The 14,229-nt window shown below is 69.4% G+C and carries 8 protein-coding genes and 1 riboswitch; of the genes, 4 read left to right on the top strand and 4 right to left on the bottom strand.

The window, feature by feature from the left end:
* Positions 1–92: 92 nt before the first annotated feature.
* Both ACWZHB_RS19925 and rpmB read right to left on the bottom strand, forming a co-directional pair.
* Complete coding sequence (locus tag ACWZHB_RS19925; protein WP_427903365.1) at positions 93–596, bottom strand: GNAT family N-acetyltransferase; 504 nt, start codon at positions 594–596, stop codon at positions 93–95.
* A gap of 99 nt (positions 597–695) precedes the next feature.
* Positions 696–887: a 50S ribosomal protein L28 gene (rpmB, locus tag ACWZHB_RS19920; RefSeq protein WP_011210730.1), complete on the bottom strand. Its 192-nt coding sequence runs from the start codon at positions 885–887 to the stop codon at positions 696–698.
* 373 nt (positions 888–1,260) lie between these two features.
* Here rpmB and ACWZHB_RS19915 point away from each other — a divergent pair, with 373 nt between their 5' ends.
* Positions 1,261–3,288 (top strand): DAK2 domain-containing protein, encoded by a 2,028-nt coding sequence (locus tag ACWZHB_RS19915; protein WP_427903364.1) that lies wholly within the window; start codon positions 1,261–1,263, stop codon positions 3,286–3,288.
* On the top strand, positions 3,289–5,547 hold the full coding sequence (gene recG / locus ACWZHB_RS19910) for an ATP-dependent DNA helicase RecG (protein WP_427903363.1): 2,259 nt from the start codon (positions 3,289–3,291) through the stop codon (positions 5,545–5,547).
* 28 nt (positions 5,548–5,575) lie between these two features.
* Here recG and ACWZHB_RS19905 read toward each other — a convergent pair whose 3' ends face one another.
* Together ACWZHB_RS19905 and metE are read right to left on the bottom strand one after the other, a co-directional pair.
* A complete protein-coding gene (locus ACWZHB_RS19905) occupies positions 5,576–7,036 on the bottom strand; it encodes a short-chain fatty acyl-CoA regulator family protein (protein WP_427903362.1) in 1,461 nt (486 codons plus the stop codon).
* Between the two features lie 341 nt (positions 7,037–7,377).
* Positions 7,378–9,648 carry a 5-methyltetrahydropteroyltriglutamate--homocysteine S-methyltransferase gene (metE, locus tag ACWZHB_RS19900; protein ID WP_427909232.1) on the bottom strand — a complete coding sequence of 757 codons (2,271 nt, stop codon included), beginning with the start codon at positions 9,646–9,648 and terminating at the stop codon, positions 7,378–7,380.
* Between the two features lie 136 nt (positions 9,649–9,784).
* A riboswitch (cobalamin riboswitch) is annotated at positions 9,785–9,977 on the bottom strand.
* A gap of 293 nt (positions 9,978–10,270) precedes the next feature.
* Between metE and ACWZHB_RS19895 the strand changes: the two genes are divergently transcribed.
* Together ACWZHB_RS19895 and rsmD are read left to right on the top strand one after the other, a co-directional pair.
* Positions 10,271–13,669 (top strand): pyruvate carboxylase, encoded by a 3,399-nt coding sequence (locus ACWZHB_RS19895; protein ID WP_427903361.1) that lies wholly within the window; start codon positions 10,271–10,273, stop codon positions 13,667–13,669.
* Entirely contained in the window at positions 13,666–14,229 is a 564-nt protein-coding gene (gene rsmD / locus ACWZHB_RS19890) for a 16S rRNA (guanine(966)-N(2))-methyltransferase RsmD (RefSeq protein WP_427903360.1), read from the top strand. The genes ACWZHB_RS19895 and rsmD overlap by 4 nt, the downstream gene beginning before the upstream one ends.

Genomic DNA, 14,229 nt, shown 5'->3' with positions numbered 1-14,229 from the left:
ATCGGGTTCGCTGCGGAGATCCACACGGCGAGAAGTACTACCTCGTGGGCCCGGTGTTCGGCGCAGAGCCGCGAACGGACCGTGCCTTGGCTTCAGCGGCGAGCGCGGCGCCACAACTGTTCGGGGAGCAGGGTGAAGGGGTCGGTGCGGCGGATGCCCGTGTCGGTGAAGCCGTGTCTGCGGTAGAAGGCGTGGGCGCGCGGATAGTCGGCGAAGACCCAGAGGGTGCACGGCGAGCCTGGCACGGCCGCGTCGATCAGCGCGTCGGCGACGCCGGTACCGTGCCAGGCGCTGCGAACGTAGAGCGCTTCGAGTTCGGCTTCGGTGGACGCGGGCAGGCCGGCCTCGGGGTGGCGAGCCGAGTTCGTCCCAGCGGCGAAGCCGATCAGCCGGTCGCCGGCCAGCGCGACCGGCAGCTGGTGGCGGCCGCCTGCCCGGCGACGTTCCCAGGTGATCGCGGAGCGTTCGAGGTCGAAGCCGTCGAGGATGTGCGCGGGAACGAGAGTCCCGTAGGCCTCGCGCCAGCTGGCGATGTGACAGGCGGCGAGTTCGGTGACCCGGGTCGCGGTCAGCGGTGCGATCCGCCAGTCAGCCACGACGAGTCCGGACGAGGAGGCCGGGCCGTGGTACGACAAAGCCCCGGATCACCCACGAAGGGTGCCGGGGCACTGTCGGCAGAATGTACGGGCTGAAAATCAGCCGCGGACGACCTTGCCCGCCTTCAGGCAGGAGGTGCACACGTTCATCCGGCGGGTGTTGCCAGGGGCAACCTGCGCACGCACGGTCTGGATGTTCGGGTTCCAGCGACGGTTGGTGCGCCGGTGCGAGTGCGAGACCGACTTCCCGAAACCGGGGCCCTTGGCGCAGACGTCGCAAACGGCAGCCATGTCGCGAGCTCCTTCATGTCATAAGCGGCCAGCGGCGCACGAATGCCCGCTGAACCGGAAACTGATGTCGTCAAATGCCTTGCCGACTGACGTCGGCCAGCGCAGACCCACGTGGGCCGCACGAGGCAACCCTGCAAGACTAGCGGGCCGGGCCTCGAAGTTCCAAACCGGGTATCCCGGTCGAATCGCCGAGCACAGCCCGGATGAGGGCCCGTCCGAGGTCAGCGTACCGCTGCCCGCGCCCGGCCGTGCGCGGGGCTGTGGACGCTCGGCGGCGGCGCTCAGTGAGGCGCGGTCGGTCGCTGCCGCTAACCTGGCGTGCGTGCTCGGCGCGCGGGCACGTAGAACGGGGAGCGAGGTGGCGGTGGCGCACGTGCGGGAGTCTCTCGACGGCCCCGACCTGCTGGTCTGGGCACGCAATTGCCGCGCCGACCTAGAACTGCGCCGTGCCGAGATCGACGCACTCAACGTCTTCCCCATCGCCGACTCCGACACCGGCACCAACCTCCTCGCCACCATGCGAGCGGCCGTCGCGGCCGCGGACCGGGCGGTGCTGGATGTCCGATCCGCCGCTGTCGGCGTCCCCGAAAGGCAGGAAGCCCTCGGCACTGTCGAGGGGGAGTTGTCGAGCCTCGCCGCCCGCGACGAACCCTGTGCCGACGATCACAGCGGGGGTGTCGGCAGGCCTTCGCCGCACCTCATCGCCCAGGCCCTGGCGCGCGGCGCGACGGTGGGCGCGCGCGGGAACTCGGGGATCATCCTGTCGCAGGTGCTGCGCGGGATCGCCGAGGCCGTCGTCGCCGGTCCGTTGACCGGGGAGCGGCTGCAGGTGGCCCTGCGGCGGTCGGCGGTGCTCGTGCGAACCGGGCTCAGTGCCCCGGTCGAGGGCACGATCCTGACAGTTCTCGATCGTGCCGCGGTGGCGGCCGCCGAGTCCACCGATCAGTCCCTCGTGACTGTCGCCCGATCCGCCGCCGCCGGTGCCGCACGCGCCCTGAGCGAGACACCGGCACAGCTGGGCGTGCTGCGCGCGGCCGGAGTCGTCGACGCGGGGGCGCGCGGGCTGCTGGTGCTGCTCGACTGCCTCGTGGCCGAAGTCTGCGGTGTCGCACCCCATCGCGTCAGGTACACCAGGGGTGAACGAGCCGACCACGGCCCACACCGGCACCCCGACGACCAGAACAGCCGAGCTGGCGAGCCTGCCGCCGGCACCGCGGGCAGTACAGCTGACGAACAATCGCGCCCGTCGCGGGGTGACCAGGACCGCAGGCATCCCGACTTCGGTGACGACCACGATCGCCGGGATCAGGCGGCCGATCCGCATTTCGAGGTCATGTACGTGATCTCCGGCACCGATGACGCCGCCGCCGGTGGGCTGCGGGATCGGCTGGCCGTGCTCGGCGACTCGGTGGTGGTGGTCGGTGACGGTGACAGCACCTGGTCCGCCCATGTGCACTGCCGTGACGCGGGGGCCGCGATCGAGGCCGGGCTCGCGGTAGGGCCCGTGACCGCGATCCGAATCGAGAGTTTCGCGGTGACCGCGACACTCGGCGGCCACCACGAGCTCCGCGTCGACGGCCTCGCCACACATCACACGCAGGGCCGGGACGGCGCGCCCGACAACTCCGCGCCGTGCGAGCCGCACGCGCGCGGTGCCGGTGGTCGACCCGTGCGCCCCGTGGAACGAGATGCCGTGCCGGCGACCGGCGACGGGCGTGCAGGCCCGGCCGATCACGATGCCCGCGCGGACCGTGGTGTCCTCGCGGTGGCTGCCGGCGCTGCTGCCGCGCGCCTGTTCGAAGATGCCGGGGCGGTGGTGTTGCGGGAGGATCGGCAGGTCGATACGAGCACCCTGCTGCGGGCGATCCGCGCGATGCCGAATCGGGAAGTGCTGGTCTTGCCCAACGGGGCACTGCCCGCGCAGGAACTCGTCGCGGTCGGTGTGGCCGCGCGTGACGGGTCGCGCGATGTGTTGTTGCTGCCGAGCGCGTCGATGGTGCAGGGACTCGCGGCGCTGGCCGTGCACGATCGGGGGCGGATCGCGGTGGATGACGCGTTCGCGATGTCGGAGGCGGCGGCGACCACCCGGTGGGGTGCGTTGCGGGCGGCACGGGTGCGGGCCCTGACCATGGTCGGAATGTGTTCCCCTGGTGACGGATTGGGCCTGGTCGGGCACGATGTGGTGGTGATCGACCCCGATGTGGTCGGCGCGGGACGCATCCTGCTCGACCGGATGCTCGGTCTCGGTGGGGAATTGGTGACATTGCTGATGGGCGCCGACGCGGGGCCCGAGCTGGCGCAGGTGCTCGCCGATCACGTGACGGCCGGTTTCCCCGGCGTCGAGGTGGTCGTGTATTCCGGTGGACAGCAAGCGGATCTGGTGCAGATAGGGGTCGAGTAGATGGCGACGTTGAGTGACCGGCTCGACCACGTGCTCGGCGTCAAGGCGGCCGACCGGCTGACCGAGGCGTTCGACATGACCACCGTCGAGGATCTGTTGCGTCACTATCCGGTGCGCTACGCCACCCAGGGGCAGCCGCTCACCGAGGAGGAACCCGAGGAGGGCGCGCACATCACCGTGATCGGACGGATCACGAAAACCGAACTGCGCCCGATGAAGAACCGCCGCGGCTCCCTGTTGAAGGTGCAGCTCGACACCGGTGCGCAGCGCCCGCTGGAGGCGACCTTCTTCAACGGTGACAAAGTGCGCTATCTGGTGAAAGAAGGTGTGCGAGCGATGATGTCGGGCACCGTCCACTGGTGGCGCCCCGACCGCTGGAACCTCTCGCACCCCGACTACCTGATCCTGCCCGACAAGGCGGAAGCCGGCGTGGAGGAACTCACCTCCGTGCGCGGCAGCGGTGCCCTGCGCGGCCTGGCGCAGAGCGCGAAAGGCGCTGGGGGCGTCGATGCCGCGTTCTTCGAGCGCGAATTCGTGCCCGTGTATCCGGCGACCGCGAAGGTGCAGAGCTGGGACCTGCTGGCCTGCATCCGGCAGGTGCTCGACCAGCTCGACCCCATCGAGGACCCGCTGCCCGCCGACCTGCGCGAGGAACGTCAACTGCTTCCGCTCGCGCAAGCGCTGCGCCTGATCCACCTGCCCGAGCACCAGCTCGACATCGAGAAGGCAAGGGACAGGCTCCGTTTCGACGAGGCGCTCGCGCTACAGCTCGTGCTGGCCGAGCGTCGCCACGAGGTAGAGGGCCGCACCGCCCCGGCCTGCCCACCCTCGGCGGACGGCATCGCCGCCGACTTCGACGAGCGCTTGCCGTTCGAACTCACCGAGGGCCAGCAGCAGGTGCTCGCGGAGATCTCGGAGGACCTCTCCCGCACCCGCCCGATGCACCGCCTGCTCCAGGGCGAGGTGGGCTCCGGCAAGACGATCGTCGCGCTGAACGCGATGCTGCAAGTGGTGGACTCGGGCCGCCAGTGCGCACTGCTCGCGCCGACCGAAGTCCTCGCGTCGCAACACTATCGGTCGTTGCGCGCGATGCTCGGTGACCTCGGTAACGCGGGCGAACTCGGTGCCGCCGAGAACTCGACCAAGGTCGTACTGCTCACCGGATCGATGTCGACGGCCGCGAAGAAGGCGGCGCTGCTGGACGCGATGACCGGCGAGGCGGGCATCGTCATCGGCACCCACGCCCTCATCCAGGATGCCGTCGAGTTCTACGACCTCGGCCTCGTCGTGGTCGACGAGCAACACCGCTTCGGGGTCGAGCAGCGAGACGCGTTGCGCGCCAAGGCGAAAGGCGGCATCAGCCCGCATCTGCTGGTGATGACCGCCACCCCGATCCCGCGCACCATCGCGATGACCACCCTCGGCGACCTCGAAACCTCCACGCTCACCCAGCTTCCCAAGGGTCGATCGCCGATCGTGTCGAAAGTCGTGCCACGCAAACTGCATCCGGGCTGGGTGGATCGGGCGTGGGAACGCATCGTCGAAGAGGTCGGCCAGGGCAGGCAGGCGTACGTGGTGTGCTCGCGCATCGGGGAGGATCCCGACGCGCCACCGGCCAAGGGCAAGAAGGCCGAGAAGGAAGGGCCGACCACCGCGGCCGCTGTCGAGATGTACGAGACGCTGGGCGCCGGTCCGCTGGCGGGGGTGCGGGTCGGCCTGTTGCACGGCAGGCTGCCGTCCGATGAAAAAGACCACGTGATGCGCCAATTCAATGACGGCACCATCGACGTGCTGGTCTGCACCACCGTGGTCGAGGTCGGTGTCGATGTACCGAACGCGACCGTCATGGTGATCGTCGACGCCGACCGGTTCGGCGTGAGCCAGCTGCATCAGCTGCGCGGTCGCATCGGCCGCGGCAAGCACCCCGGTCTGTGCCTGCTGGTCACCGATGCCGCGCCCGGCGGCACGGCGATGGCGCGCCTCGAGGCCGTCGCCGCGACCACCGACGGCTTCGAACTCTCGGTGCTCGACCTGCGTCAGCGCCGCGAAGGTGACGTCCTCGGCTCGGCCCAGTCCGGCACCGCCCGGTCGCTGCGCTTGCTCTCGCTCCTCGACGACCTCGAAGTGATCACCGCCGCACAGGAACTCGCCCGCCAGGTCGTCGCCGAGGACCCGGGTCTGGTGAAGCACCCGGGCTTGGCGGGCATGATGCACGCCGCCGTCGACGGCGAACGCATCGAATACCTCGCCAAATCCTGACCGCCGAACGAGCTCGGCGCCACAGCGGCTAGGCCGGCGCCGATCGCGTGACGGCGTTCGCGGTGGTGTGTGGCAACCGCGGATACGGCAGATCGGTGCTGGTGTGCTCGACCACGGCGAGCGGGCGCCCGATCTGCGGGAACGCGCGCTGCGGGCACGACGGCCGCTCGCACACCTTGCACCCCGCGCCGATCGGCACAGCCACCTGCGGATCGTCCACTTGCATTCCCTGCGAGTACACGAGCCGATCGGCGTATTCGATATCGCAGCCCAGCGCGACGACGAAGTTCTTCGACGCCGTCCCGAAGCCCTGCGCCGCGGCGGGGGTAGTGCGCGCGATCCAGAGGTAGCGACGCCCGTCGGGCATCTCCGAGATCTGGGTGAGGATGCGACCGGGATGGGCGAAGGCCTCGTGGGTCACCCACAGCGGGCAGCTGCCACCGACCCGCGAGAAGTGGAAAGCGGTGGCGGACTGGCGTTTCGAGATGTTGCCTGCCCGGTCGGTGCGGACGAGGAAGAACGGCACACCGCGCTGTCCCTGACGTTGCAGGGTGGCCAGCCGATGGCAGACCGTCTCGAAACCGACCTCGAAACGCAGGGCGAGCAGGTCGACGTCGTAGCGCAGTTCCTCGGCCGAACGCAGGAATCGCCCGTAGGGCAGGATCAGCGCGCCGGCGAAGTAGTTGGCCAGCCCGACCCGGGCCAGCGTGCGGGATTCGCCGGTGAGCGCCCGGGATTCGGCGAGCACGTTGTCGATCTCGCGGCCGTAGAGCAGCAGGCCCAACGTGGTCGCGATCTGGAAGGCCCGCTGCCCTGGACGCAGCCGCCTGGCCAGGGTGAGGGTGCGGGTGTCGGGGTCGTAGTGGCGTTTCGGGATGGCCGGGTCGGCGCCGTCGCCGCGCACCAGCACCGTGACGCCCGCGCGTTCCTCGGCGATCCTGGCCAGCTGACGATCCAGCGAGCCGATGCTCAGACCGGATTCCTCGAACAGCTGCTCGGCGGCGTGGTCGAGGGTCGCGATGTGGTTGCGGTGGTCGTAGAAGAAGTCGCGCACGTCCTCGTAGGGCATCGGTGCGCCCGGCGCGCCGGTTGGCGTGTCGACGCGCGAGGACAACAGGTCCAGCTGGTCGGTCGCCGCGCGCAGCCGTCGGTGCATCGCGATCACGATGCGCGCCACCTCGGGCAGCCTGGTGGCCAGTTCCTCGACCTCGGTGATCGGTGCGGTGTCGCCGCCGCCCGCGGCCTCCACCAGCACCTCGTGCAGGTCCGAGACCAGCCGCGCGTCGGAGTCGGCGGCGAAGAACTGCACGTCGAGGTCGAAGGTCGAGTTGAGTTTCAGCAGAACAGGAATGGTGAGCGGCCGCTGATCCCGCTCTAGCTGATTGAGATAGCTGGGTGAGAGGTCAAGCGACTTCGCTAGCGCTGCCTGGGTCATCCGCCGTTCTTCGCGCAGCCTTCGTAGCCTGGCCCCCGCGTACATCTTCCGCACGACGAAGATCCTAACGCGACTTGTTCGCAATATTCGCTGAAAGACGTGAATACTCGCGGAGATGTCCAGTGCTGCAAGGGATTTTACGCGACACTACTCGTGCGTAACGTGCGAAGAGTGCGCTGGTCGGGCACACCGGCTCCCCGGTGTGCCGGGCACATCGGGGAAATTCGCTGCCGTCACCTTCCGCTGGACGCCGCTCCCGAAAATACGCCTGTTCCAGCTGTTTCGGTAGAGATAGCGAACTCCTATCGGGCAAATCGCAGTCGGGAGTTCGCCCGACCCCCTCCCGGCACACACTGCCCCGAACGGACGCGAAGACCGCCGGGGCAGTGGTCAGGTCAGCGCAGGGTCGCCGCGGCTGCCACCAGGTTGCGCAGTGCCGCTTCGACCTCCACCGGGCCGCGGGTTTTGAGGCCGCAGTCGGGGTTCACCCAGAGGCGCTCGGCGGGAACCGCTTTCAACGCGGCCGACAGCGAGCGGGTGATCTCCTCGACCGACGGCACCCGCGGCGAGTGGATGTCGTAGACACCCGGCCCGACGCCGAGCGCGAAACCGGCCGCGTTCAGATCGTCGAGGACCTCCATGTGCGAGCGGGCCGCCTCGATCGAGGTGACATCGGCGTCAAGGCCCGCGATCGCCGAGATGACCTCGCCGAACTCCGAGTAGCACAGGTGCGTGTGCACCTGGGTGGTGTCGGCGACGCCCGCGGTGGCGAGGCGGAACGCGTCCACCGACCACCGCAGGTAAGCGGGCTGTTCGGCCGCCCGCAGCGGCAGCAGCTCGCGCAGGGCGGGCTCGTCGACCTGGATGATCCGCGCGCCCTGGGCTTCCAGGTCGACGGTCTCGTCCCGGATGGCGAGCGCGACCTGGCGGGCCGAGTCGCCCAGCGGCTGGTCGTCACGGACGAACGACCACGCCAGGATGGTCACGGGGCCGGTGAGCATGCCCTTGACCGGCTTGGTGGTCAGCGACTGGGCGTAGCCGATCCACGACAGCGTCATCGGTTCGGGCCGGGTGACGTCGCCGAACAGGATCGGCGGGCGCACGCAGCGGGTGCCGTAGGACTGCACCCAGCCCGCCTCGGTGACGGCGAAACCGTCGAGCAGTTCGGCGAAGTACTGCACCATGTCGTTGCGTTCCGGTTCGCCGTGCACCAGCACGTCGAGGCCGAGCGTCTCCTGCAGGGCGATCACGTCGGCGATCTCGGCCCGCATCCGCCGCACGTACTCGGCCTGGTCGATCTCGCCCTTGCGCAGTGCCGCGCGGGCCAGCCGGATGGTCGAGGTCTGCGGGTAGGAGCCGATGGTGGTGGTCGGCAGCACCGGCAGGTCGAGGTGATCGCGCTGCAGTGCGCGCCGCTCGTCGGCCGGGGAACGAGCCAGATCGTTCTCGTCGAGCGCGGCCGATCGGTCGCGGACCTGGGCGTTGTGCAGGCGCGGGTCGGTGCGGCGTGAGTCGGCGGCGGCGCGGGCCGCGGCCAGCTCGTCGGCGACGGCGTCGACGCCCGCGGTGAGGGCGGTCGCCAGGACGCGCACCTCGCCGACCTTCTCGGTGCCGAAGGCCAGCCACGAGCGCAGCCGCTCGTCGAGCCCGGTCTCCGAGGCCAGCGAATACGGCACATGCAGCAGCGAGCACGAACTCGACACGGCCACCGAGCCGGCGCTGCCGAGCAGGGTGCCCAGGGTGCCCAGGGCCGCGTCGGGGTCGGCGCGCCAGATGTTGCGCCCGTCGACCACACCCGCCACCACCAGTTTGCGAGCCAGGGCGGGCAGCGCGGCGACCGCCGAGACCTCGGTGCCCGCGGTGAAATCGAGAGCGACACCTTCGATCTCGGTCTCGGCCAGCACCGCCAGGGCGGCATCGGGGTGCCCGAAGTAGGTGGCGACCAGGATCGCGGGCCGGTGCGGCGCGGCCGACAGCGCGCTGTAGGTCTGGCCGACCAGGGCGAGCTCTGCGTCGCTGAGGTCGGTGACCAGCACCGGCTCATCGAGCTGCACCCACCGCGCGCCCGCGTCCGCCAGCTGGGCCAGCAGGTCCAGATACAGCGGCAGCAGTTCGGGTAGCCGCTCCAGCGCGGTCCCGGCGGCGGCCTTGGCCAGCTTCAGGAAGGTGATCGGACCGATCACTACCGGCCGCGCGGGCAGGCCCAGCTCGATCGCCTCGTCGAGTTCGGTCAGCAGCTTGCCCGGGTGCAGGGAAAAGGTGGTCGTCGCGTCGATTTCGGGTACCAGGTAGTGGTAATTGGTGTCGAACCACTTGGTCATCTCCAGCGGAGCGACCGTGCCGGTGCCGCGCGCGGCCGCGAAATACCGGTCGAGCGGGTCGGCGATCCCGGCGACGCGCGCAGGCAGGGCACCGAGCAGTTCGGCCGCATCGAGCATCTGGTCGTAGTAGGAGAAGGTGCCCACCGGCACCGAATCCAGTCCGGCCGCAGCTAGTTCGGTGAGTTGGTCGCGACGGAGCCGACGACCCACCGAATGCAGGTGCGCGGCGTCGGCGCGGCCCGCCCAGTAGGACTCGGTGGCGCGCTTGAGTTCCCGGTTCGGGCCGACGCGCGGTAGGCCGAGAACCGTTGCGGTGAACGGGGTGTGCGTAACAGTCACGGAGATTCTCCAGTGTCGTGCAGGGGGAGCCGTCGCCTTTTCGCGGGTACGCGCCACACCGCCGGAACCGGTCGTGAACACGACAGGCCGGCATTTCGGTGGTCCGCGCGCCCGATCCACGAGGCGGTGGCCGCCGGATACGGCGTATCCGGCACAGTCGGCAGGTCTTCGGACTCGCGGGCACCGGTCGTGTGATCGACCGACCTACTGGCCGTCGCTTCCCAGGCGTGCGGCCCAGTGCTGATGACGGCGGTCGTTCCCGCTCACCGCTGCGGGACAGTCCCGGATTCTCACCGGGTTCCCTCTCACCCGGCGCGAATTGAATCGCACTCGGATTCGACGCCTGTGCGGGAGGTCGGGGCTCCGACTCTTCCACCGCGCAGGCGAACCAGCTGCGTCACCCAGCATAGGCCCTCGGCGGGCACGCGGTGCGCCGAGGCGCCACGATCAGTGCTGTGACCTGCGGTTGCGCACCGACCGTGCGCGGCGCACCGCACGCCGCTTTCCGCGGTGAGATGTGACGGCCTGATGAACGCAACTTCGCAGGTGGGCGGGTGTGCGGTGTGAAGATTGCTGCGAAGCCACCTTGCGTGTCCGGCCGCCGGTCGGGTCCGGGTACCGTAGGCCAATGTTCTCGAAAGTCTTGGTCGCAAATCGTGGTGAGATCGCTATCCGTGCCTTCCGCGCGGCCTACGAACTCGGCATCGGAACGGTCGCGGTGTTCCCGTACGAGGATCGCAATTCCGTGCATCGCCTGAAGGCGGCCGAGTCCTATCAGATCGGCGAAGAGGGTCACCCGGTTCGCGCGTATCTGTCGATCGAGGCGATCATCGAGGCCGCCAAGAGCGCGGGCGCGGACGCGATCTACCCCGGGTACGGTTTCCTGTCGGAGAACCCCGACCTCGCCGCGGCCTGTGCCGCCGCGGGCATCACCTTCATCGGACCCACCGCCCAGATCCTCGAGATGGCCGGCAACAAGGCCACGGCCATCGCCGCGGCCAAGGCGGCCGGGCTGCCGACGCTGAAGTCCAGCGAGCCGTCGGCCGATATCGACGAATTGCTCACCGCCTCGGCCGAACTCGAATACCCGATCTTCGTCAAGGCCGTCGCCGGTGGTGGTGGTCGTGGCATGCGCCGGGTCGCCGCGCCCGAGCAGTTGCGTGAGTCGATCGAAGCGGCCTCGCGCGAAGCGGAGTCGGCGTTCGGTGATCCGACGGTGTTCCTCGAGCAGGCGGTGGTGAACCCGCGCCACATCGAGGTGCAGATCCTGGCCGACCAGCACGGCAATGTCATGCACCTGTTCGAGCGGGACTGTTCGCTGCAGCGTCGCCACCAGAAGGTGATCGAGCTCGCGCCCGCCCCGAACCTGTCACCGGAACTGCGCGAACGGATCTGCGCCGACGCGGTGGCGTTCGCTCGCCAGATCGGCTACATCAACGCGGGCACCGTGGAGTTCCTGCTCGACGAGCGCGGCAACCACGTGTTCATCGAGATGAACCCGCGTATCCAGGTGGAGCACACGGTCACCGAGGAGATCACCGATGTCGACCTGGTGCAGTCGCAGCTGCGCATCGCGGCGGGTGAATCCCTCGCTGACCTCGGCCTGAGTCAGGAGACGGTGCAGATTCGCGGTGCCGCGCTGCAGTGCCGCATCACCACCGAGGACCCGGCCAACGGGTTCCGCCCCGACACCGGCCGCATCACCGCCTACCGCACCCCGGGCGGCGCGGGTATCCGTCTCGACGGTGGGGCGAACCTGGGCGCGGAGATCGGCGCCTACTTCGACTCGATGCTGGTCAAGCTCACCTGCCGTGGACGCGACCTGCCCGCCGCCGCCGCGCGCGCCCGCCGCGCGCTGGCCGAATTCCGGATCCGTGGCGTGACGACGAACATCCCGTTCCTGCTGTCGGTGCTCGACGACCCCGATTTCCAGGCGGGCCGGGTGACCACCTCGTTCATCGACGAGCGTCCCGAGTTGCTCACCTCGCGTGGGTCGGCCGACCGTGGCACCAAGATCCTGACCTATCTGGCCGACGTCACCGTCAACAAGCCCAACGGTGACCGTCCGACCACGGTGTACCCCTACGACAAGCTGCCCGCCGTCGACCTGACGCTGCCGCCGCCGGACGGTTCGCGTCAGCGTCTGCTCGCTCTCGGGCCGGAGGGTTTCGCGAAGGCGCTGCGCGAGCAGAAGGCGCTCGGCGTCACCGACACCACCTTCCGTGACGCGCACCAGTCGCTGCTGGCGACCCGTGTGCGCACCAACGGTCTGCTCGGTGTGGCCGGGCACGTCGCGCGGCTGACCCCCGAACTGCTCTCGATCGAAGCTTGGGGCGGCGCGACTTACGATGTGGCACTGCGGTTCCTGCACGAGGACCCGTGGGAACGCTTGGCCGCCTTGCGCGAAGCCGTGCCGAACATCTGCCTGCAGATGCTGCTGCGCGGTCGCAACACCGTCGGCTACACGCCCTACCCCGAACAGGTCACGCGCGCGTTCGTTTCCGAGGCCGCCACCACCGGTATCGATATCTTCCGCATCTTCGACGCGCTCAACAACGTCGACCAGATGCGCCCGGCGATCGACGCGGTCCGCGAAACCGGTACCGCCGTAGCCGAAGTCGCGCTCAGCTACACCGGTGACCTGCTCGACCCGAACGAACAGCTCTACACCCTCGACTACTACCTGAAGCTGGCCGAACAGATCGTCGACGCGGGCGCGCACGTGCTCGCGATCAAGGACATGGCCGGCCTGCTGCGCGCCCCCGCGGCCGCGAAACTCGTGACCGCACTGCGCAGTAACTTCGATCTGCCGGTGCACGTGCACACCCACGACACCCCCGGTGGTCAGCTGGCCACCTACCTGGCGGCCTGGCAGGCCGGGGCCGACGCGGTCGACGGCGCGTCCGCGGCCATGGCGGGTACCACCTCACAGCCCGCGCTGTCGGCGATCGTGGCCGCTACCGCGCACACCGAACACGACACCGGCCTGAACCTGCGCAACGTGTGCGACCTCGAGCCGTACTGGGAGGCGCTGCGCAAGGTCTACGCGCCGTTCGAGTCGGGCCTGCCCGCGCCGACCGGTCGTGTGTACACCCACGAGATCCCGGGTGGTCAGCTGTCGAACCTGCGTCAGCAGGCGATCGCGCTCGGCCTGGGCGACCGGTTCGAAGAGGTCGAGGCCAAGTACGCGGCCGCCGACCGGCTGCTCGGTCGCCTGATCAAGGTGACTCCGTCGTCGAAGGTCGTCGGTGACCTCGCGCTCGCGCTGGTCGGCACCGGTGTCGACATCGAGGACTTCGCCGCCGATCCGGGCCGCTACGACATCCCGGATTCGGTGATCGGCTTCCTGCGCGGTGAACTCGGCACCCCTGCGGGCGGCTGGCCCGAGCCGTTCCGTAGCAAGGCGCTGGCCGGGCGCAACGAGCCCAAGCCCGAGACCCCGTTGAGCCCGGCGGATCAGAAGTTGCTCGACGGCTCGTCCGACGAGCGTCGCGCCACGCTGAACCGGCTGCTGTTCCCCGGCCCGACCGCCGAATTCAACACCCACCGCGAGAAGTACGGCGACACCACCGGGCTGTCGGAGAACCAGTTCTTCTACGGCCTGCGTCGCGGCGAAGAACACCGCGTGCAGCTGGAGAAGGGCGTCACGCTGCTCATCGGCCTCGAGGCGATCTCCGAGCCCGACGAGAAGGGCATGCGCACGGTGATGTGCATCATGAACGGGCAGTTGCGCCCGGTCGCGGTGCGTGACCGCTCCGTCGCCTCCGAGGTGCCCGCGGCGGAGAAGGCCGACAAGAACAACGCAGGGCATATCGCGGCGCCGTTCGCCGGTGTGGTGACCCTTGCGGTGTCGGAGGGCGACGAGATCCACGCCGGTGACACTGTCGGCACGATCGAGGCGATGAAGATGGAAGCGGCCATCACCGCGCCGCGCGGTGGCGTGGTCGGCCGGATCGCGACCACCAAGGTGGCCCAGGTCGAGGGCGGCGACCTGCTGGTGGAACTGGTCGCACGCGAGTCGGAATGACGCGCATCGTCGCGGGTGTGGCAGGCGGGCGGCGCTTGAAGGTGCCGCCCGCAGGCACCAGGCCCACCTCCGATCGGGTGCGCGAAGCCCTGTTCAGCGCGATCGATGCCCGCCTCGATCTGGACGGGACGCTGGTCCTCGACCTGTACGCGGGCTCGGGTGCGCTGGGCTTGGAAGCGCTCTCACGCGGCGCCGAGCAGGCGCTGCTCATCGAGTCCGACCGCAAGGCGGGCGAGGTCGTACGCGCCAATATCGCCGAGCTCGGGTTGCCCGGTGCCGAATTGCGGCTCGGCAGCGTTTCCTCGGTGCTGAAACAGACCGCGCCGAGGGCATACGACGTGGTGTTCTCGGACCCGCCCTACGACGTGAGCACCGAAGACGTGATCGCCGACCTCACCGCGTTGGCGAGCAACGGCTGGCTCGCCCCCGAGGCGCTGGTGGTAGTCGAACGATCGAGTCGTTCACCCGAAATCGCCTGGCCCACAGGCTATGTGGCCTTGAAGACCCGTAAATACGGGGAGACCAGAGTCGAGCTGGCCGAGTACGGTGCTAGCGTCTGA

It is taken from the genome of Nocardia sp. FBN12, from assembly GCF_054031145.1.
The sequence above is the reverse complement of the archived record's forward strand: the minus strand, read 5'-3'. Positions and strand labels throughout refer to the sequence as shown.